This window comes from Pseudomonas laurentiana, assembly GCF_014648275.1.
GTDB classification, from domain to species: Bacteria; Pseudomonadota; Gammaproteobacteria; order Pseudomonadales; family Pseudomonadaceae; genus Aquipseudomonas; species Aquipseudomonas laurentiana.
On the sequence record NZ_BMQU01000039.1, the window covers coordinates 1 to 20332 of the forward strand.

The window sequence follows — 20332 nt, forward strand, 5'->3', positions numbered from 1 at the left end:
CCACAGCTGTACATCGCGGTGGGTATCTCCGGCGCGATCCAGCACCTGGCCGGTATGAAAGACTCCAAGGTGATCGTTGCGATCAACAAGGATGAGGAAGCACCGATCTTCCAGGTGGCCGACTATGGTCTGGTGGCTGATCTGTTCGAAGCCATCCCTGAGCTGGAGAAGCTGGTTTAATCCAGCGGCTTCACTTATAAAGAGCCCGGTTGTTGCGGGCTGGACAGGTTATCCTGCCCAGCCCGGGATAACCGGGCTTTTCATTTTTCAGTGGGTGCAGTCAAGGAGAGGGTGGCATGGGGTGGTTTGGCCGAATGAGTGCAGTCACGCTGCTGGGTATCGCGTTGATGCCATCATGGGCGCTCGCGGTCGGCAAGTGTGAACGCCTGGTCGCTACCGGCAGTCCGGATGCGCCGCCCTACTTGTGGCAAGACCCACAGGATCCTCGGCACTTGATCGGTGCCAGCGCCGATCTGCTCAAGCAGGTAGCCGACGAATTGGGCCTGAAGATCGAGATATTGAGTGCGGGTAAGCGCAGCCAGGCACTTGATGAAGTCCGTAGCGGCCGAATGGATATTCTGGTAGATGCGCCATTGATGGTCAGTGAACTGACCAGCCTGGACTACATTCATCCACCGTTGCTGCAAAACGAATACCTGGTCTGGACGCGCCATGATGCGTCGTTGGCCTATGAAAGCCTGGCGGACCTGGCCCTGCACCCCGGGGCGATTTCGCAGAAGGCGCGCCTGACCCCGACCTTTGAGGCGTTTACCAAGGCGCACTTGAAGCTGGAGGTGGTGGAAAACCTGACTCAGGCGTTTCAGAAGTTGTTGCTGGGGCAGGTGGACTACGTGCTTGCCGGGCGTTACGCCGGCATGGCGATGGCTCAGACCTTGGGTATGGGTAAGGACCTGGTGGCGCGCGATGTGCCCGTCGATCGTCCTGGGCTGTACCTGGCGGTATCGCATAATTCCGCGTGTAACGATGCCTGGTTGCGCGGACAACTTGCAAAAAAACTGACAGAATTGCCGGTTTCCGGTGTCACCCAAGCAGCATTGCAACGCAATGTCGAGCGCTGGAAAGCGCAATTGCAGCAACCGCTCGATGCCCCCAAACCGTAGGAAGATTGTGTGAGAACTCGACCGCTATTCGCGGCTTTGGCCGTCATGGCCCTGGCCGGTTGCGCCGCCGACCCGGCACCCCATGAGCAACTTCGTTTGTCCGAACAGGCCTTGGAACAGGCCAAGGCCGTTGGAGCTACTGACGAGGTGGCAGAGCTCAAGCTGGCAGAAGCCAAGCTGGCGCGGGCTCGCGTCAACATGGCCAGCGAGTCTTTTCGCGACGCCCGGGTTCGCGCTGAACAGGCCGAGCTTGATGCGCGTTTGGCCGAGGCCCGCGTGTTGACGGCCAAGAGCGAAGAGCAAATCAAGGTGCTGCAGGCGCGAGTTGATCGTCTGCATAAACAGTTGGGGGAGCAGCAGTGAGTTCGATCAAGCCTTTGGCGGCGCTGCTGTTGCTGGGTGCCGTTGGTCTGCAAGGGTGCGCCAGTCAGCGCAGCGAGGAGTCGCTTGAGCAGGCCGCTGCCAGTTTTCAGCAGGTCAAGAACGACTCCAGTGTGTTGCGCAGTGCGCCGCGTGATGTGATTCGTGCGGGTGAGTCGCTGGGGCGTGCAGAACGTCTGTCGAGCTATTGGGGGAGTGGTGCTGACGTGCGCCACTACGCTTACCTGAGTCAGCGCTACAGTGAAATCGCTCGCGAACACACGAACCTGGTGCTTAACCAGGAGCGCCAGGCCAAGCTGGAGCTTGAGCGCCAGCGTTTGCAGCTGGCCTTGCGCGAGGCCAAGTTGGCCAGTGTCCAGCAGCAAGGCAAATGGCTGGAGGCGCAGATCGTCAGCCTGGCGACCATGCAGAGTGACCGTGGCTTGGTGATGACATTGGGCGATGTGCTGTTCGATACCGGGCGTGCCGACCTGAAGAACGCTGCCAACCGTACCGTGCTCAAGCTGGTGCAGTTCCTTCAGCTCAACCCCAAGCGTACGGTGCGTATTGAGGGCTACACCGACAGCACGGGTGCGCCTGAGGACAACCTGAGGCTGTCGCGGGATCGCGCGCAGTCGGTTGCCGACACGCTGATTGACCTGGGGGTGGATGAAAAGCGCATTCAGGTCGAGGGTTATGGTGACCAGTATCCGGTCGAGGCGAATGCCTCGGAGCGGGGCAGGGCGCAGAATCGACGGGTTGAGATCGTGTTTTCCGATGATCAGGGGCGCCTGGGCGCAGAGCGCTGATCCTCGATGCGGTGCAGAAAACCCGGTGGCGATTACGCCTCCGGGTTTTTTATCGCGATTAGTTGAGGCGTGCGCGTGCCTCAGGTGCTGTCACGCAACTGTATTGTCGACTATTCTGCAATCTGTGCCAGTACACTTCGCAACTGTTACGGTATTCTGTTGCGCAAGAGTTCGCCTAAAAATAACGAGATCGTCCGCGTGCCGAGAGTTGACCATGACCAACCTGTTGCTCTACCAGCGTATCGCCCAGCAGTTGGCTGAAGACATCCGTCGAGGTGTCTACCAGCCGGGCGAGCGGGTGCCGTCAGTGCGCAAGATGAGCGCACAGCTCAATGTCAGTCATGCCACGGTGCTTCAGGCCTATGCCAATCTTGAAGACCAGGGTTTGATCCGCGCGCGTCCGCAGTCAGGTTATTACGTCCATCAGACCCCAGCGTTGACGGCGCCAACGCCGGATATCGCGAGGGTCGAGCGGCCGGGCCTGGTTACCCGCAGCAGCATTATTCAGCAGGTTCTCGTGGAGGCGCGCCGCGATGGCGTCTTTCCGCTTGGCGCGGCAGTACCCCATGTTGACTACCTGCCGGTGAGGGCGCTGCACCAGCAGTTGGCCAAAGTTACCCGTTTCCATAGTCCGCGGGCCTTCAGCTATATGTTCAGCCCGGGTTTCGAGCCATTGCGCAGGCAGATTGCCATTCGCATGCGTGATGCCGGTGTGGTGGTCGACCCCTCCGAGGTCGTTGTCACTCACGGGTGTGTCGACGCCTTGCAGATGAGCCTGCGGGTGTTGACCCGTCCCGGTGATTTGATCGCTGCGGAGTCGCCTACCTACTATGGGCTGCTGCAACTGGCTGATCTGCTGGGGCTGAAGGTCATTGAAATTCCCAGTGATCCGTCTACCGGCATTAGCCTGGAGGCGCTGCAGTTGGCTGCGAACCAGTGGTCGATCAAGGCGTTGGTATTGACGGCACGGTTGAGCAATCCATTGGGTGGGGCCATTCCTGAGGAGCGGCAGAAGCAACTGTTACGCCTTTCGTCGGACTTCGACATACAGATCATCGAAGATGACATTTATGGCGAACTGATGTTTGAGCAGGGGCGTACGAAGGCGCTGAAGGCGTTCGATCGGTTGGGGCGGGTTATCTACTGTTCGAGCTTCTCCAAGACGCTGTCGCCTGGCGTTCGGATCGGCTGGATGATTGCCGGCAAGTACCAGGATGAAATCCAGCGTCTGCAAACCTTCACGACGCATTCAGCCTGTAGCGTCACCCAGATGGGGGTAGCGGCTTATCTGGAAAATGGCGGTTATGATCGGCACCTGCGTTTTATCCGTCATGAATACCGGAAGAACCTCAGTGCCTATCAGTTGGCCGTGCAGCAGTACTTTCCCGAAGGTACTCAGATGACGCGGCCTACCGGTGGTTTCATTCTTTGGGTCAGCCTACCGGGGCGAGTCAATACCCAGGAATTGCATGTGCGAGCGCTGCAGCAGGGCATCAGTATCGCGCCCGGGTTGATTTTCAGTAATACCGAGCAATTCAACCATTGCATTCGTCTGAACTGCGGGATCCCCTGGAACCGTGAGTCGGAGCGAGCATTGATGACGTTGGGGATGCTGGCCACTCAGCTTTGCCAGGAGTCGGGTGGCAGTAGTTTCTTCTAGGAATGGACTTGTCAGTTTTCCAAGGAACGGAGAGCATTGTCTTTTTTTGAGTGTCCGTTGTTGCCTATGAAAGCCTTGTGTTGTGCCGGTTTGTTGTTGATGTCGATGGCCGGTTCTCTGGTTCCGATGCAGGCGTGGGCGAGGGCGGACGTTGCTGCGGCTGCGCCGCTGATCGCTGGATCGTCGCATTCGGCGGGCAATCCCAGCGTGGCGAGCAAACCTGTACCGAAAGGGAGTGTGCCGCATGCCAAAGCCGGTTCAGCGTCCGCGCAGAAATCTTCGGGCAAGAGCACCAAGCGTCAGCACACGGACGTCATCGCGGCGCCATTGCCCACGCCTCGGCTGGATCTCAGCCTGCCTATAGGCATGGTTAGCGGGTTGCAGCCGGGCAGCGCAAGCGATGTTCAGTTGCATCGCCCGCTGTTACCGGCCATGTTTGGGGAGAAGCCCAAGGAAGAGAGCCCGTTCCAGCTCAATGGCCGTTTGCTCAGCAACGAAATGCAGCTGCAACTGCGCAATGACAGCCGTCAGGATGTCGAAGGTGCGGCCATCGAATTTGAGTTCAAGCAGTAAGCTCGGGCATGACTGGCCGGTCTGTTTTCGTCCCGTGATATTTCATCCTGCCGGTAATTTCAAACGACCGTTTTAGCGGTTACTATCCAGACGTGTTCATCCATTTTGATTCCGAGGTACTGCCGTCATGAAGTGTCGTGAAGGCTGTGGCGCCTGCTGCATTGCACCGTCCATCAGTTCGTCGATACCGGGAATGCCTGATGGCAAGCCTGCTGGCGAACGCTGCATTCATTTGTCGGTCGTCAACCTGTGTGGACTGTTCGGCAAGCCTGAGCGCCCCGCGGTGTGTTCGGCGTTCATGGCGGACGTGGAGGTGTGCGGCAGTGATCGCGATGAGGCGATCAGGATCCTGGGGTGGCTGGAGCAGATGACAGCAGCTTGAATACATAGATCTTCGACAATAAGGAACAAGAGCATGGGATCGTTTAAGCGGATGGCGTTGGTCTGTGCCGTGGGGGCGTTGTTGGCGCCTCTGGCGCAAGCGGAAAGCTGGCAGGTGGCAAAGGACGAGCAGGGTATCAAGGTGTCCCTGAGTGAAGTGGCGGGCTCCAAATACAAGGCTTACCGCGGGGTGACCTTGATCAAGGCCAATGTCGCCAAGTTGCGCGCGTTGCACGAAGATGTGGCCGGGGCTTGCGCCTGGATACATGAGTGCAAGGTGCAGAAGTTGCTCAAGCGTGAAGGTAACCAGATCTGGACCTATACCCAGTTCAATACGCCTTGGCCGGTGACGCCGCGTGATTCAATTCTCAAGGTGACCACTGAAGACGCGGCCGATGGCAGTGTCGTGCGCAAGCTTGAGGGGTTGCCCAGCTATTTGCCTGAAGAGAAAGGCTTTGTGCGGGTGGCGCAGGTCCAGGGTTTCTGGAAATTCGAGCCGAAGGGTGACAGTACCGAGGTCACCTATCAGGTGCACACCGAGCCCGGTGGCAGCGTGCCGTCCTGGCTGGCGAACAGTTTTGTCGTAGAGGCGCCGTTCAATACGCTCAAGGCATTGAAAGAGAAGGCTGAGAAGCCCTGAAGTCGTACAACTAAAAAAGGCTGCCCGAGGGCAGCCTTTTTCGTGTTCAGCGCTGCGGTCAGCGCTTACTTGCGGTCAGCCAGCTTGACGATGTCGCGTGCTTCGTAGCCGGTGTACAGTTGGCGCGGACGGCCGATCTTGTACGGGCTGGAGAGCATTTCTTTCCAGTGCGAGATCCAGCCGACGGTACGTGCCAGGGCGAAGATCACGGTGAACATGCTGGTTGGAATGCCGATTGCCTTGAGGATGATCCCCGAGTAGAAGTCGACGTTCGGGTACAGCGAGCGCTCGATGAAGTAAGGATCGGTCAGGGCGATCTCTTCCAGGCGCATGGCCAGTTCCAGTTGAGGATCGTTGGTGATGCCCAGCTCGCGCAGGACTTCATCGCAGGTCTTCTTCATTACGGTGGCGCGTGGGTCGCGGTTCTTGTAAACGCGGTGACCGAAGCCCATTAGCTTGAACGGATCGTTCTTGTCCTTGGCCTTGGCGATGAACTTGTCGATGTTCGAGACATCGCCGATTTCATCGAGCATGGTCAGTACGGCCTCGTTGGCGCCGCCGTGGGCAGGGCCCCACAGTGCAGCGATACCGGCAGCGATACAGGCGAACGGGTTGGCACCCGAGGAGCCTGCCAGGCGCACGGTGGAGGTCGATGCGTTCTGCTCGTGGTCGGCGTGGAGGATGAAGATCCGATCCATTGCCTTGGCCAGTACCGGGCTGATCGGTTTGATCTCGCACGGGGTGTTGAACATCATGTGCAGGAAGTTTTCCGCATACGACAGGTCGTTGCGTGGGTACATCATGGGTTGACCCATGGAGTACTTGTAAACCATTGCCGCCAGGGTCGGCATTTTCGCGACCAGGCGTACTGCGGAGATTTCGCGGTGCTGCGGGTTATTGATGTCCAGGGAGTCGTGATAGAACGCCGACAGGGCGCCAACCACGCCGCACATGACCGCCATTGGGTGCGCGTCGCGGCGGAAGCCGTTGAAGAACGACTTCAGCTGCTCGTGAACCATGGTGTGGTTTTTCACGGTGCTGACGAACTGGGCTTTCTGCTCGGCGTTCGGCAGTTCGCCGTTCAGCAGCAGGTAGCAGGTTTCCAGGTAGTCGGATTGCTCGGCGAGCTGTTCGATAGGGTAGCCGCGGTGCAGCAGGATGCCCTTGTCGCCATCAATATAGGTAATCTTCGACTCGCACGATGCGGTCGCCATGAAACCGGGGTCGAAAGTGAAGTGACCCGTGGCCCCCAACCCTCTAACGTCGATAACATCGGGACCAACGGTGCCGGTTAAAATGGGCAGCTCGACGGGGGCTGCGCCCTCGATGACCAACTGCGCTTTTTTGTCAGCCATGTGGCCTCCTATTAATGCTTGAAATCATCAGACAGACCCCCCACGCAGGGCCCGCACCACTATAGTGAGATAAATTCGAATGTCAATTTGCCTAAAGCACGGTTGTAAAGGGGCCTGGGCGCTGTTTTTCCTCGAAATTGCTGCCCATTTACGCCTTTTGTCGGGCAAAGGCAATGAGCTATTTGGGCTAGGCCTTTTCGTTGTCATTAGTAGCCTAACTGTCTATACTCGGCACCCGACCGCCAGGGGCTTTGAAGCCTGTGTTGCTGGGGTCGTCACTCCCTGGGTGGTGGGTACCTGACCAGTACACTTACCAACAACTTTGCCCTGCTTGCTAGGGGCTCTTCAGTGTGAAAAAAGCCGTGAAAAGCCAACGACCTGTAAACCTAGACCTAAGGACCATCAAACTCCCTGTCACTGCTTACACGTCCATTCTTCACCGCATCTCCGGTGTCATCCTTTTCCTGGGCCTGGCCATCATGCTTTATGCATTGGGCAAATCCCTGGGTTCCGAGGAAGGCTTCGGTGAGGTGAAAGCGTGTTTGACCAGTCCGCTGGCCAAGCTTGTGATTTGGGGTCTCCTGTCCGCCTTGCTGTATCACTTGGTTGCCGGTGTGCGCCACTTGATCATGGATATGGGCATCGGTGAAACGCTGGAAGGCGGCAAACTGGGCTCGAAAATTGTCATCGCCGTCTCCGTGGTGGTGATTGTTCTGGCAGGAGTGTGGATATGGTAACCAACGTCACGAACCTCTCGCGTTCGGGCCTCTATGACTGGATGGCGCAGCGCGTCTCTGCGGTCGTTCTCGCGGCTTACTTCATTTTTCTGATTGGCTACCTGGTCGCGCACCCGGGGATGGACTACGCCCAGTGGCACGGTCTGTTCTCCAATAACGCGATGCGTATTTTCAGTCTGTTGGCACTGGTGGCTCTGGGCGCTCACGCCTGGGTCGGCATGTGGACCATCGCGACTGACTACCTGACGCCAATGGCGTTCGGCAAGTCGGCAACTGCAATACGTTTCCTGTTCCAGGCTGTATGCGGTGTTGCGATGTTCGCGTACTTCGTCTGGGGTGTGCAGATTCTCTGGGGTATCTGATTCATGGCTAACATTCCTACGATTTCTTTCGACGCCATCATTATTGGTGGTGGCGGTGCCGGCATGCGTGCTGCGCTGCAACTGGCTCAGGGCGGTCACAAGACTGCTGTAATCACCAAGGTCTTCCCGACCCGTTCGCACACTGTATCGGCTCAGGGTGGTATCACCTGTGCAATCGCCTCGGCTGACCCGAACGACGATTGGCGCTGGCACATGTACGATACCGTCAAGGGTTCCGACTACATCGGTGACCAGGACGCTATCGAATACATGTGTCAGGAAGGTCCTGCTGCGGTCTTCGAACTGGACCACATGGGCCTGCCGTTCTCCCGTACCGAAACAGGTCGTATCTACCAGCGTCCATTCGGTGGCCAGTCCAAGGACTTCGGCAAGGGTGGTCAGGCTGCACGTACCTGTGCCGCTTCCGACCGTACCGGTCACGCACTGCTGCACACCCTGTACCAGGGCAACCTGAAAGCAGGCACCACCTTCCTGAACGAGTGGTACGCCGTTGATCTGGTCAAGAACCAGGACGGCGCGTTCGTCGGTGTGATCGCGATCTGCATCGAAACCGGCGAAACCGTTTACATCCGTGCCAAGGCTACCGTGCTGGCCACGGGTGGTGCTGGTCGTATCTACGCATCGACCACCAACGCCCTGATCAACACCGGTGACGGCGTTGGTATGGCGCTGCGTGCCGGCGTGCCAGTGCAAGACATCGAAATGTGGCAGTTCCACCCGACCGGTATCGCCGGCGCTGGTGTACTGGTTACCGAAGGCTGCCGTGGTGAAGGTGGTTACCTCATCAACAAGCACGGCGAGCGTTTCATGGAGCGCTATGCGCCAAACGCCAAGGACCTTGCTGGTCGTGACGTTGTGGCCCGCTCGATGGTTAAAGAGATCATCGCCGGCAACGGCTGCGGTCCGAACGGCGACCACGTGATGCTCAAGCTCGATCACCTGGGTGAGGAAGTGCTGCACAGCCGCCTGCCAGGTATCTGTGAGCTGTCCAAGACCTTCGCCCACGTTGACCCAGTGGTCGCGCCGGTGCCGGTCGTTCCAACCTGCCACTACATGATGGGCGGCGTTGCCACCAACATTCATGGCCAGGCTATCACCATGAACGCTGATGGCGCAGACACCATTATCCCGGGCCTGTTCGCGGTCGGTGAAGTGGCATGCGTATCGGTTCACGGTGCAAACCGTCTGGGCGGTAACTCGCTGCTCGACCTGGTGGTATTCGGTCGCGCTGCTGGCCTGCACCTGGAAAAAGCCCTGAGCGACGGTATCGAATACCGCGACGCCAGCGACACCGACGTCGAAGTCGCGCTGAACCGTCTGAGCAAGCTCAACGAGCGCAACACCGGTGAAGACGTTGCTACCCTGCGTCGCGAGCTGCAAAGCTGCATGCAGAACTATTTCGGTGTATTCCGTACTGGCGAATACATGCAGAAAGGTATCAAGCAACTGGCCGATCTGCGTGAGCGTATCGCCAACGTCAAGATCAATGACAAGTCCCAGGCCTTCAACACCGCGCGTATCGAAGCGCTGGAGCTGCAGAACCTGCTGGAAGTGGCCGAAGCGACTGCTATCGCTGCTGAAACGCGTAAAGAATCTCGCGGTGCTCACGCCCGTGAAGACTTCGAAGATCGCGACGACGAAAACTGGCTGTGCCACACCCTGTACTTCCCGGGTGAGAAGCGTGTTGCCAAGCGTGCAGTCAACTTCGCGCCGAAAACCGTGCCTGCTTTCGAGCCTAAAGTCCGGACTTACTAAGGGTGGCCGCCATGTTGCAAGTCGAAGTTTATCGTTACAACCCGGATACCGACTCTGCGCCTAAAACTCAGGTGTTCCAGGTCGATACCGGTGGCAAGGATCTGATGGTGCTGGATGTATTGGCACTGATCAAGGAACAGGACGAAGGTTTCTCGTATCGTCGCTCCTGCCGTGAGGGCGTTTGCGGCTCCGACGGCATGAACATCAACGGCAAGAACGGCCTGGCCTGCATTACGCCGCTGTCGTCGGTGGTCAAGGGCAACAAGCTGGTGGTTCGCCCACTGCCTGGCCTGCCAGTCATTCGTGACCTGGTCGTCGATATGAGCATCTTCTACAAGCAGTACGAGAAGGTGAAGCCTTACCTGCAGAACGATACGCCGGCTCCGGCCATCGAGCGTCTGCAGTCGCCAGAAGAGCGTGAGAAGCTGGACTTCCTGCCCTTCGTTCTGGTGGAACCCAGACAAGTTCCTCGGTCCAGCTGCACTGCTGCAAGCCTATCGTTTCCTGGCTGACAGCCGTGACACCAAGACCCAAGAGCGTCTGGCGTCCCTGGATGACCCGTTCAGCGTGTTCCGTTGCCGCGGAATCATGAACTGCGTAAACGTTTGCCCTAAAGGTCTGAACCCGACCAAGGCAATCGGTCACGTACGTAACATGCTGCTGCAAAGCGGTACCTGATTTTAAGATGTTGTACCCGTAGTACGCCAAGGTGCGGGCCATTGCCCGCACCAAGGTGAAACCCGAGCGACGGCCCAAAAAGCCCTAGCTTTTACCTATGAAGATATGAGACCAGCAGGGGCTTCCGGGCTGGTACCCGGAAAATCTGTAGGATCCTCGGTGGCTTGGTTCGGTCGCTGCACTCGGACTTTTCCAGGCTTTCTGTGGCTCTTGCCGATCTGTCCCCTAACCGAGGGTGACCAAGCATGCAAGAAAGCGTGATGCAGCGCATGTGGGATAGCGCCCACCTTTCAGGTGGTAACGCTGCATATGTGGAAGAGCTCTACGAACTCTACCTGCACGACCCTAACGCTGTGCCAGAAGAGTGGCGCACTTACTTTCAGAAGTTGCCCGCCGAAGGCAGCACTGCTACCGATGTATCGCACTCTACAATCCGCGACCATTTCGTTCTGCTGGCAAAGAACCAGCGCCGCGCCCAACCGGTTTCTGCCGGCAGCGTGAGCAGCGAGCACGAGAAGAAGCAGGTTGAAGTACTGCGACTGATCCAAGCCTACCGTATGCGCGGCCACCAAGCGGCTAAGCTCGACCCCCTGGGGTTGTGGCAACGCCCTGCGCCTGTAGACTTGTCGATCAATCATTACGGCTTGACCAATGCCGATCTTGACACGACTTTCCGTGCCGGCGACCTGTTCATCGGCAAAGAGGAAGCGAGCCTACGCGAAATCTTCGACGCTTTGCAGCAGACATATTGCCGCACCATTGGCGCCGAGTTCACTCACATCGTCGACTCCGAGCAGCGCAGCTGGTTCCAGCAGCGTCTGGAGAGCGTACGTGGTCGCCCAGCGTTCTCTGCAGACGTTCAGAGCCACCTGCTCGAGCGCGTCACTGCAGCTGAAGGCCTGGAAAAATACCTGGGCACCAAGTACCCGGGCACCAAGCGTTTCGGCCTGGAAGGCGGCGAGAGCCTGATTCCAATGCTGGACGAGCTGATTCAACGCTCCGGTTCCTATGGCACCAAGGAAGTCGTGATCGGCATGGCCCACCGTGGCCGCTTGAACGTTCTGGTCAACACCTTTGGTAAAAACCCGCGCGACCTGTTCGACGAGTTCGAAGGCAAGAAGAAGGTCGAGCTGGGTTCCGGTGACGTCAAGTATCACCAGGGCTTCTCCTCCAACGTAATGACCGCCGGCGGTGAAGTTCACCTGGCCATGGCGTTCAACCCATCCCACCTGGAAATCGTCTCGCCAGTAGTGGAAGGTTCGGTACGCGCCCGTCAGGATCGCCGTAACGACAGCGTTGGTGACAAGGTTCTGCCGATTTCCATCCACGGTGACGCGGCATTCGCCGGTCAGGGCGTGGTCATGGAAACCTTCCAGATGTCGCAGACCCGCGGTTTCAAAACCGGCGGTACTGTTCACATCGTGATCAACAACCAGGTTGGTTTCACCATCAGCAACCCGCTGGACTCGCGTTCCACCGAGTACTGCACCGACGTCGCCAAGATGATTCAGGCGCCGATTCTGCACGTCAACGGTGACGATCCGGAAGCGGTGCTGTTCGTGACCCAGCTGGCTGTCGACTACCGTATGCAGTTCAAGCGTGACGTGGTCATCGACCTGGTCTGCTACCGCCGCCGTGGTCACAACGAAGCTGACGAACCAAACGGCACCCAGCCGCTGATGTACCAGCAGATCGCCAAGCAACGCACTACCCGCGAACTGTATGCCGACAGCCTGATTCAGGCTGGTCGTCTGGACGTCGAGCGCGTACAGGCCAAGGTTGACGAGTACCGCAATGCGCTGGATAACGGCCTGCATGTGGTCAAGAGCCTGGTCAAGGAGCCGAACAAGGAGCTGTTTGTTGACTGGCGTCCGTACCTGGGCCATGCCTGGACTGCGCGTCACGACACACGCTTTGACCTGAAGACCCTTCAGGAACTGTCGGCCAAGTTGCTGGACCTGCCGGAAGGCTTCGTGGTTCAGCGTCAGGTTTCGAAGATCTACGAAGACCGCCAGAAGATGCAGGCCGGTGGCTTGCCAATCAACTGGGGCTACGCCGAAACCATGGCCTACGCGACCTTGCTGTTCGAAGGTCACCCGGTGCGTATCACCGGTCAGGACGTTGGTCGCGGTACCTTCTCGCACCGCCATGCGGCGCTGCACAACCAGAAGGACGCCAGCACCTACCTGCCACTGCAGAACCTGTATGCCGGTCAGCCGAAGTTTGACCTGTACGACTCCTTCCTCTCGGAAGAAGCGGTACTGGCCTTCGAATACGGTTACTCGACCACCACGCCTAACGCGCTGGTGATCTGGGAAGCCCAGTTCGGTGACTTCGCCAACGGTGCCCAGGTCGTTGTCGACCAGTTCATCACCAGCGGTGAGCACAAGTGGGGCCGTCTGTGCGGTCTGACCATGCTGCTGCCACACGGTTATGAAGGGCAGGGGCCAGAGCACTCCTCGGCACGTCTGGAGCGTTACCTGCAACTGTGCGCCGAGCACAACGTTCAGGTTTGCGTACCGACCACCCCGGCTCAGATCTACCACCTGCTGCGTCGCCAGGTCATCCGTCCGCTGCGTAAGCCGCTGATCGTCCTGACGCCGAAGTCGCTGTTGCGCCACAAGCTGGCCATCTCGACCCTGGAAGAACTGGCCGAAGGCTCGTTCCAGACCGTCATCCCGGAAATCGATACCCTCGATCCGAAAAAGGTGACTCGTCTGGTTCTGTGCAGCGGCAAGGTCTACTACGATCTGCTGGAAAAACGTCGTGCCGAAGGTCGTGAAGACATCGCCATCGTGCGTATCGAGCAACTGTATCCGTTCCCTGAGGACGATCTGGTCGAAATCCTCGCGCCTTACACCAACCTGAAGGATGTGGTGTGGTGCCAGGAAGAGCCGATGAACCAGGGCGCTTGGTACAGCAGTCAGCACCACATGCGTCGTATCCTGACCCGTCACAACAAGGACCTGGTCCTTGAGTACGCTGGTCGTGACGCGTCGGCAGCACCTGCCTGTGGTTACGCTTCGATGCACGCCGAGCAGCAGGAAAAACTGCTGCAAGATGCTTTCACTGTTTAATGCCACCGCGCACAAGAAACCGAATTTAAGGAACCATTGATAATGGCTATCGAGATCAAAGCCCCTACTTTCCCGGAATCGGTTGCCGATGGCACCGTAGCCACCTGGCACAAGAAACCGGGCGACGCCGTCAAGCGTGACGAGCTGATCGTCGACATCGAGACCGACAAAGTCGTTCTGGAAGTGCTGGCCACCGCCGACGGCGTGCTGGGCGCTATCGTCAAGAACGAAGGCGACACCGTTCTGTCCGATGAAGTACTGGGTTCCATCACTGAAGGTGCTGCTGCCGCTGCTGCTCCAGCCGCTGCTGCTGCGCCTGCTCAGGCCGCTGCTGCTGTAGACGCCGGTGAAGAAGACCCGATTGCTGCGCCTGCCGCACGCAAGCTGGCCGAAGAAAACGGCATCGACCTGGCCAGCGTTGCTGGCACAGGTAAAGGCGGTCGCGTTACCAAGGAAGACGTTGTTGCTGCCGTTGCTGCCAAGAAAGCCGCTCCAGCCGCTGCTCCAGCTGCCAAGGCCGCTGCCCCAGCCGCTGCCGTACCGGTCATGGCGACTGGCGACCGCACCGAGAAGCGCGTACCGATGACCCGCCTGCGTGCCAAGGTTGCCGAGCGTCTGGTTGAAGCTCAGTCCAACATGGCGATGCTGACCACCTTCAACGAAGTCGACATGACCGAAGTCATGGCGCTGCGTTCGAAGTACAAGGACCTGTTCGAGAAGTCCCACAACGGCGTTCGCCTGGGCTTCATGTCGTTCTTCGTCAAGGCTGCTACCGAAGCGCTGAAGCGTTTCCCGGCTGTCAACGCTTCGATCGACGGTAGCGATATCGTTTACCACGGCTACGCCGACATCGGTGTTGCCGTGTCCAGCGACCGTGGCCTGGTGGTACCGGTTCTGCGTAACGCCGAACTGATGAGCCTGGCTGAAATCGAAGGCGGCATCGCCACTTTCGGCAAGAAAGCCCGTGACGGTAAGCTGTCGATCGAAGAAATGACCGGCGGTACTTTCACGATCACCAACGGTGGTACATTCGGCTCGATGATGTCGACCCCGATCGTTAACCCGCCACAGGCGGCGATTCTGGGTATGCACAACATCATTCAGCGCCCAATGGCGATCAACGGTCAGGTCGTGATCCGTCCGATGATGTACCTGGCACTGTCCTACGATCACCGTTTGATCGACGGTAAAGAAGCCGTGACCTTCCTGGTGACCATCAAGAACCTGCTGGAAGATCCGGCTCGTCTGCTGCTCGATATCTAAAAACAGCTGCACGTTGCAAGGGGCCAGCTTCCTCACGGAAGCGGGCCTTCTTGCAGCCTGAAGCTTGTGGCTTGTAGCTAAAAGGAATCCTTTATGACCCAGAAATTCGACGTAGTAGTTATCGGTGCGGGCCCTGGCGGCTATGTAGCCGCCATCAAGGCCGCACAACTTGGTCTGAAGACTGCCTGTATCGAGAAGTACACCGATGGCGAAGGCAAGCTGGCCCTGGGCGGTACCTGCCTGAACGTCGGCTGCATTCCTTCCAAGGCACTGCTGGACAGCTCCTGGAAATACCACGAAGCCAAGGACGCCTTCGGCGTTCACGGTATCACCACGGGTGAAGTGAAGATGGACGTTCCTGCGATGGTTGGCCGCAAGGCGAACATCGTCAAGAACCTGACTGGCGGCGTTGCCACCCTGTTCAAGGCCAACGGCGTTACTTCGATCCAGGGCCACGGCAAACTGCTGGCTGGCAAGAAAGTCGAAGTTACCAAGGCTGACGGCACCGTTGAAGTCATCGAAGCCGAGAACGTGATTCTGGCTTCCGGCTCGCGTCCGATCGACATTCCACCGGCTCCGGTTGATCAGAACGTCATCGTTGACTCCACTGGCGCCCTGGAATTCCAGGCCGTGCCTAAGCGCCTGGGCGTTATCGGTGCGGGTGTCATCGGTCTGGAACTGGGCTCTGTCTGGTCCCGTCTGGGTGCCCAGGTTACCGTTCTGGAAGCGTTGGACACGTTCCTGATGGCTGCCGACACCGCCGTCTCCAAGGAAGCCCTGAAGACCCTGACCAAGCAAGGTCTGGACGTCAAGCTGGGTGCGCGCGTGACCGGTTCCAAGGTCAACGGCGACGAAGTCGAAGTTACCTACACCGACGCCAACGGCGAACAGAAGATCACCTTCGACAAGTTGATCGTTGCGGTCGGCCGTCGTCCAGTGACCACTGACCTGCTGGCAGCTGACAGCGGCGTGACCATTGACGAGCGTGGCTTCATTTTCGTCGACGACTACTGTGCAACCAGCGTGCCAGGCGTATACGCCATTGGTGACGTGGTTCGCGGCATGATGCTGGCGCACAAGGCCTCGGAAGAGGGCATCATGGTTGTCGAGCGCATCAAGGGTCACAAGGCCCAAATGAACTATGACTTGATCCCTTCGGTTATTTACACTCACCCGGAAATCGCGTGGGTCGGCAAAACCGAACAAGCCTTGAAGGCTGAAGGCGTTGAGGTTAACGTGGGCACCTTCCCGTTCGCGGCCAGTGGTCGTGCGATGGCTGCCAACGATACCGGTGGTTTCGTCAAGGTTATTGCCGATGCCAAGACCGACCGCGTACTGGGTGTACATGTGATTGGCCCAAGCGCCGCCGAACTGGTGCAGCAGGGTGCAATCGCGATGGAATTCGGCACCAGCGCCGAAGATCTGGGCATGATGGTTTTCTCCCATCCGACCCTGTCCGAAGCGCTGCATGAAGCCGCGCTGGCAGTGAATGGCGGTGCCATCCACGTAGCCAACCGTAAAAAGCGTTAAATAATAAGAAACCACGGCGGACGGCCCGTCGTGAGTCTTGCTTGCATGACTCACCGCGGAAAGTTCGCCGGACTCGAACCCGGGGAGGCAACTTCCCAGGCAAGCAGTCACAGGTGGCGCGGCACCCGAAAGGGCGCAGCGCCGAAGCGCAGTACCTAACGAAGACGGTAAAAAGAATGAATCTTCACGAGTATCAGGGTAAGCAGCTGTTCGCTGAATACGGCCTGCCAGTTTCCAAGGGTTTCGCAGTCGATACCCCTGAAGCTGCAGCAGAAGCTTGCGAAAAGATCGGCGGTACCGAATGGGTTGTAAAAGCCCAGGTTCACGCTGGCGGTCGCGGTAAAGCGGGTGGCGTTAAGCTGGTTCGCAGCAAAGAAGACGCAAAAGCGTTCGCTGCACAATGGTTGGGCAAGCGTCTGGTGACTTACCAGACTGACGCCAACGGTCAACCAGTCACCAAGATCCTGGTCGAATCCTGCACTGACATCGCCAAGGAACTGTACCTGGGCGCTGTAGTCGATCGTTCGAGCCGTCGCATCGTGTTCATGGCTTCCACCGAAGGTGGCGTGGACATCGAGAAAATCGCTCACGATACCCCTGAGAAAATTCTCAAGGCTACTATCGATCCTCTGGTTGGCGCTCAGCCATTCCAGGGTCGTGAACTGGCGTTCCAGCTGGGTCTGGAAGGCAAGCAGGTTGCTCAGTTCGCCAAGATTTTCACGGGTCTGGCCAAGCTGTTCAAGGACCATGACCTGGCACTGCTGGAAGTGAACCCGCTGGTGATCAAGGCTGACGGCGATCTGCATTGCCTCGATGCCAAGATCAACATCGACGCCAACGCCATGTACCGTCAGCCTAAGCTGAAAACCTTCCACGACCCGTCGCAAGACGACGCGCGTGAAGCCCATGCCGCCCAGTTCGAACTGAACTACGTGGCACTGGAAGGTAACATCGGCTGCATGGTCAACGGTGCTGGCCTGGCCATGGGTACCATGGACATCGTCAACCTGCACGGCGGCAAGCCAGCCAACTTCCTCGACGTAGGTGGCGGCGCAACCAAAGAGCGCGTGACCGAAGCCTTCAAGATCATCCTGTCCGACAGCAATGTCGCTGCAGTTCTGGTCAACATCTTCGGCGGTATCGTTCGCTGCGACATGATTGCCGAAGGCATCATCGGCGCGGTGAAAGAAGTTGGCGTTAAAGTGCCGGTGGTTGTTCGTCTGGAAGGCAACAACGCCGAGCTGGGCGCTAAAGTACTGGCAGAAAGCGGTTTGAACATCATCGCGGCAACCAGCCTGACCGACGCTGCTCAACAAGTTGTCAAAGCTGCGGAGGGCAAGTAATGAGCGTCCTGATCAATAAAGACACCAAAGTCATCTGCCAGGGCTTCACCGGCTCGCAAGGTACTTTCCACTCCGAACAAGCCATCGCCTACGGCACCAAGATGGTTGGCGGCGTGACCCCAGGCAAGGGTGGCACCACCCACCTGAACCTGCCGGTGTTCAACACCGTCAAGGAAGCGGTTGCTGCCACTGGCGCCGACGCTTCGGTCATCTATGTTCCAGCGCCGTTCTGCAAGGACTCCATCCTTGAAGCAGCGTTTGGCGGCATCAAGCTGATCGTCTGCATCACCGAAGGCATCCCGACCCTGGACATGCTGGACGCGAAGGTCAAGTGCGACGAGCTGGGCGTTACCCTGATCGGCCCTAACTGCCCAGGCGTGATCACGCCGGGCGAGTGCAAGATCGGCATCATGCCAGGCCACATTCACTTGCCAGGTAAAGTCGGTATCGTTTCCCGTTCCGGCACCCTGACCTATGAAGCCGTCAAGCAGACCACTGATGCCGGTTTCGGTCAGTCCACCTGCGTCGGTATCGGTGGTGACCCGATTCCAGGTTCCAACTTCATCGACATCCTGAAGCTGTTCCAGGAAGATCCGAAGACCGAAGCGATCGTCATGATCGGTGAGATCGGCGGTTCCGCTGAAGAAGAAGCTGCTGCCTACATCAAGGCTCACGTGACCAAGCCAGTGGTTTCCTACATTGCTGGTGTGACTGCTCCTCCGGGCAAGCGCATGGGCCATGCTGGCGCCATCATCTCCGGCGGTAAAGGCACTGCAGACGAGAAATTCGCTGCCCTGCAAGACGCTGGCGTGAAAACTGTCCGTTCGTTGGCGGACATCGGCAAGGCCCTGGCCGAGCTGACCGGTTGGGCAGTCAAGTAAGCTTCGGCTGACTGACCGCTTCAACCACAAAGGCCACCTTCGGGTGGCCTTTGTGCTTTCTGGACGGTGCAGAACGCGCGGCGTATCGATTGCCCGCTAATTCCAGACGATCTGCACATTCGCACATCGGACAGGCGTCCCTGTAACCGTGCGTTTCTAGCGTAAATTCGTTAACCTATGCACTCATTTTGTGCCCGCTCCTCAAAAGGGAACGACACGCTAAACGGGTCTGGCTAATCCGGTCAGACAGCATTTCCCTCACCCAAGGGGAAATCCCTCTCTAAATCCCGATTTCAGTAGTGTGGTATTTCCTTAATGAAAGTGTTGAAAGGCCAGGACATCCTGGCGCTTGGCTTTATGACGTTCGCGTTGTTCGTCGGAGCTGGCAATATTATTTTCCCGCCTATCGTTGGTTTGCAGTCCGGCCCCCATGTCTGGATGGCTGCGTTGGGTTTCCTGGTTACCGCAGTAGGTTTGCCGGTGATCACCGTGGTTGCGCTGGCCAAGGTTGGCGGGGGTATGGACGCCCTGAGCAGCCCGATTGGCAAGATCGCTGGTGGTCTGTTGGCGGCGGTCTGCTACCTGGCCGTTGGCCCGCTGTTCGCCACCCCGCGTACGGCTACCGTATCGTTTGAAGTCGGCATTGCGCCATTGGTGGGTGAAAACCCGGTTGCGCTGTTCCTGTATAGCCTGGTGTACTTCCTGGTGGTGCTGGCGGTGTCGATGTACCCCGGCAAGTTGCTGGACACCGTAGGCCGCTTCCTTGCCCCGCTGAAGATCATTGCCCTGGCGGTACTGGGTATCGCGGCATTCATGCTGCCTGCCGGTACGATTGGCGAGGCTCAACCCGCTTATGTGGCTGCACCATTCTCCCAGGGCTTCATCAATGGCTACCTGACCATGGATACCCTGGGCGCGTTGGTGTTCGGTATTGTCATCGTCAACGCCATTCGTTCGCGTGGTGTCGAGTCGCCTCAACTGATCACGCGCTATGCGATCATTGCCGGCCTGATTGCTGGCGTGGGCCTGGCGCTGGTGTATGTCAGCCTGTTCCGCCTCGGCGCCGGTAGCCATGACATCGCCATGGGTGCAACCAACGGCGCTGCCGTACTGCATGCCTATGTGCAGCACACGTTTGGTTCGCTCGGCAGTACCTTCCTGGCGGTGTTGATTGCATTGGCCTGCCTGGTGACTGCGGTTGGCCTGACCTGTGCCTGTGCTGAGTACTTCAGTCAGGTGCTGCCGTTGTCCTACCGTACGCTGGTGGTCATTCTGGCGGTGTTCTCGCTGGTAGTGTCGAACCTGGGGCTGACCAAGCTGATCCTGTTCTCGATTCCGCTGCTGACGGCCATCTACCCGCCGTGCATCGTGCTGGTGGGCCTGAGTTTCTGCAAAGAACTGTGGCACTCCTCGACGCGGATTCTGGCACCGGTGATGCTGGTGTCGCTGCTGTTTGGCTTGATCGACGCTATCAAGGGTACTTCGCTGGCCAGCGTGTTGCCTGCGTCGTTGGCGAATCTGCCATTGAGCGAGCAGGGGCTGGCCTGGTTGGTGCCAAGTGTGGCTACGTTGGTCGTGGCTGTCGCCTGTGACCGCCTGCTGGGTAAGCCGAGCGAAGCCTTGGCCTGAGGTATTTGTCCGCGGTTGGCGCAGGCCACAAGCCATCGAGCGTCAGCTTAGGGAAACTCCTGACCCCACATCCGATAACGATGTGGGGTTTTTCGTTGTGCGCCAGGCATGGCGCGTTGCGCGTTAGCGCAACCCGTTTGGCTGTGGTGGCTGAATG

At 58.3% G+C, this 20332-nt stretch carries 18 protein-coding genes and 1 pseudogene; 18 read left to right on the top strand and 1 reads right to left on the bottom strand.

The window, feature by feature from the left end:
* The 8 genes from IE038_RS22965 to IE038_RS23000 all read left to right on the top strand — a co-directional run.
* The coding region (locus tag IE038_RS22965; protein WP_195826219.1) for an FAD-binding protein at positions 1 to 180 on the top strand (180 nt) is incomplete at its 5' end.
* A gap of 134 nt (positions 181 to 314) precedes the next feature.
* A complete protein-coding gene (locus tag IE038_RS22970; protein WP_163938093.1) occupies positions 315 to 1121 on the top strand; it encodes a substrate-binding periplasmic protein in 807 nt (268 codons plus the stop codon).
* A 9-nt stretch (positions 1122 to 1130) separates the two neighbouring features.
* On the top strand, positions 1131 to 1484 hold the full coding sequence (locus IE038_RS22975) for a DUF4398 domain-containing protein (protein WP_163938087.1): 354 nt from the start codon (positions 1131 to 1133) through the stop codon (positions 1482 to 1484).
* On the top strand, positions 1481 to 2290 hold the full coding sequence (locus IE038_RS22980; protein ID WP_163938085.1) for an OmpA family protein: 810 nt from the start codon (positions 1481 to 1483) through the stop codon (positions 2288 to 2290). The genes IE038_RS22975 and IE038_RS22980 overlap by 4 nt, the downstream gene beginning before the upstream one ends.
* Positions 2291 to 2504: 214 nt before the next feature.
* Entirely contained in the window at positions 2505 to 3950 is a 1446-nt protein-coding gene (locus IE038_RS22985) for an aminotransferase-like domain-containing protein (protein WP_163938082.1), read from the top strand.
* A gap of 66 nt (positions 3951 to 4016) precedes the next feature.
* Positions 4017 to 4523 (top strand): translation initiation factor 2, encoded by a 507-nt coding sequence (locus IE038_RS22990; protein ID WP_163938090.1) that lies wholly within the window; start codon positions 4017 to 4019, stop codon positions 4521 to 4523.
* Positions 4524 to 4650: 127 nt separating this feature from the next.
* The gene (locus tag IE038_RS22995; protein WP_163938079.1) at positions 4651 to 4905 is read left to right on the top strand and encodes a YkgJ family cysteine cluster protein; all 255 of its coding nucleotides are present in this window, start codon (positions 4651 to 4653) and stop codon (positions 4903 to 4905) included.
* Between the two features lie 33 nt (positions 4906 to 4938).
* The gene (locus tag IE038_RS23000) at positions 4939 to 5544 is read left to right on the top strand and encodes an START domain-containing protein (RefSeq protein ID WP_189396353.1); all 606 of its coding nucleotides are present in this window, start codon (positions 4939 to 4941) and stop codon (positions 5542 to 5544) included.
* Between the two features lie 65 nt (positions 5545 to 5609).
* On the opposite strand, the gene gltA is transcribed toward IE038_RS23000, so the two are convergent.
* On the bottom strand, positions 5610 to 6899 hold the full coding sequence (gltA, locus tag IE038_RS23005; RefSeq protein WP_163938075.1) for a citrate synthase: 1290 nt from the start codon (positions 6897 to 6899) through the stop codon (positions 5610 to 5612).
* Between the two features lie 350 nt (positions 6900 to 7249).
* Between gltA and sdhC the strand changes: the two genes are divergently transcribed.
* The 10 genes and pseudogenes from sdhC to brnQ all read left to right on the top strand — a co-directional run bounded on the left by sdhC (position 7250) and on the right by brnQ (position 20175).
* Positions 7250 to 7636 (top strand): succinate dehydrogenase, cytochrome b556 subunit, encoded by a 387-nt coding sequence (gene sdhC, locus IE038_RS23010; RefSeq protein WP_176717419.1) that lies wholly within the window; start codon positions 7250 to 7252, stop codon positions 7634 to 7636.
* The gene (gene sdhD, locus IE038_RS23015; RefSeq protein ID WP_065759454.1) at positions 7630 to 7998 is read left to right on the top strand and encodes a succinate dehydrogenase, hydrophobic membrane anchor protein; all 369 of its coding nucleotides are present in this window, start codon (positions 7630 to 7632) and stop codon (positions 7996 to 7998) included. Before sdhC ends, sdhD begins: the two co-directional genes overlap by 7 nt.
* A 3-nt stretch (positions 7999 to 8001) precedes the next feature.
* On the top strand, positions 8002 to 9774 hold the full coding sequence (gene sdhA / locus IE038_RS23020) for a succinate dehydrogenase flavoprotein subunit (RefSeq protein WP_163938072.1): 1773 nt from the start codon (positions 8002 to 8004) through the stop codon (positions 9772 to 9774).
* A gap of 11 nt (positions 9775 to 9785) precedes the next feature.
* Positions 9786 to 10452 (top strand): annotated as a pseudogene (locus tag IE038_RS23025) (succinate dehydrogenase iron-sulfur subunit).
* A gap of 245 nt (positions 10453 to 10697) precedes the next feature.
* A complete protein-coding gene (locus IE038_RS23030; protein WP_065759451.1) occupies positions 10698 to 13529 on the top strand; it encodes a 2-oxoglutarate dehydrogenase E1 component in 2832 nt (943 codons plus the stop codon).
* 42 nt (positions 13530 to 13571) lie between these two features.
* The gene (gene odhB, locus IE038_RS23035) at positions 13572 to 14792 is read left to right on the top strand and encodes a 2-oxoglutarate dehydrogenase complex dihydrolipoyllysine-residue succinyltransferase (RefSeq protein ID WP_163938067.1); all 1221 of its coding nucleotides are present in this window, start codon (positions 13572 to 13574) and stop codon (positions 14790 to 14792) included.
* Positions 14793 to 14885: 93 nt separating this feature from the next.
* On the top strand, positions 14886 to 16322 hold the full coding sequence (gene lpdA / locus IE038_RS23040; RefSeq protein ID WP_163938065.1) for a dihydrolipoyl dehydrogenase: 1437 nt from the start codon (positions 14886 to 14888) through the stop codon (positions 16320 to 16322).
* 176 nt (positions 16323 to 16498) lie between these two features.
* A complete protein-coding gene (sucC, locus tag IE038_RS23045; RefSeq protein WP_065759448.1) occupies positions 16499 to 17665 on the top strand; it encodes an ADP-forming succinate--CoA ligase subunit beta in 1167 nt (388 codons plus the stop codon).
* Positions 17665 to 18546 (top strand): succinate--CoA ligase subunit alpha, encoded by an 882-nt coding sequence (gene sucD, locus IE038_RS23050; RefSeq protein WP_065759447.1) that lies wholly within the window; start codon positions 17665 to 17667, stop codon positions 18544 to 18546. The genes sucC and sucD overlap by 1 nt, the downstream gene beginning before the upstream one ends.
* Positions 18547 to 18861: 315 nt before the next feature.
* Complete coding sequence (brnQ, locus tag IE038_RS23055; RefSeq protein ID WP_163938063.1) at positions 18862 to 20175, top strand: branched-chain amino acid transport system II carrier protein; 1314 nt, start codon at positions 18862 to 18864, stop codon at positions 20173 to 20175.
* The last annotated feature ends 157 nt before the right edge of the window (positions 20176 to 20332 follow it).

Bases quoted from the DNA above. Each gene is read 5' to 3' on its own strand.
- IE038_RS22995 (WP_163938079.1), top strand. From the start codon at position 4,651: ATGAAGTGTCGTGAAGGCTGTGGCGCCTGCTGCATTGCACCGTCCATC.
- sdhA (WP_163938072.1), top strand. From the start codon at position 8,002: ATGGCTAACATTCCTACGATTTCTTTCGACGCCATCATTATTGGTGGT.
- IE038_RS23000 (WP_189396353.1), top strand. From the start codon at position 4,939: ATGGGATCGTTTAAGCGGATGGCGTTGGTCTGTGCCGTGGGGGCGTTG.
- sucC (WP_065759448.1), top strand. From the start codon at position 16,499: ATGAATCTTCACGAGTATCAGGGTAAGCAGCTGTTCGCTGAATACGGC.
- odhB (WP_163938067.1), top strand. From the start codon at position 13,572: ATGGCTATCGAGATCAAAGCCCCTACTTTCCCGGAATCGGTTGCCGAT.
- IE038_RS22990 (WP_163938090.1), top strand. From the start codon at position 4,017: ATGAAAGCCTTGTGTTGTGCCGGTTTGTTGTTGATGTCGATGGCCGGT.
- brnQ (WP_163938063.1), top strand. From the start codon at position 18,862: ATGAAAGTGTTGAAAGGCCAGGACATCCTGGCGCTTGGCTTTATGACG.
- lpdA (WP_163938065.1), top strand. From the start codon at position 14,886: ATGACCCAGAAATTCGACGTAGTAGTTATCGGTGCGGGCCCTGGCGGC.
- sucD (WP_065759447.1), top strand. From the start codon at position 17,665: ATGAGCGTCCTGATCAATAAAGACACCAAAGTCATCTGCCAGGGCTTC.
- IE038_RS22985 (WP_163938082.1), top strand. From the start codon at position 2,505: ATGACCAACCTGTTGCTCTACCAGCGTATCGCCCAGCAGTTGGCTGAA.
- IE038_RS22970 (WP_163938093.1), top strand. From the start codon at position 315: ATGAGTGCAGTCACGCTGCTGGGTATCGCGTTGATGCCATCATGGGCG.
- gltA (WP_163938075.1), bottom strand. From the start codon at position 6,899: ATGGCTGACAAAAAAGCGCAGTTGGTCATCGAGGGCGCAGCCCCCGTC.
- sdhD (WP_065759454.1), top strand. From the start codon at position 7,630: ATGGTAACCAACGTCACGAACCTCTCGCGTTCGGGCCTCTATGACTGG.
- IE038_RS23030 (WP_065759451.1), top strand. From the start codon at position 10,698: ATGCAAGAAAGCGTGATGCAGCGCATGTGGGATAGCGCCCACCTTTCA.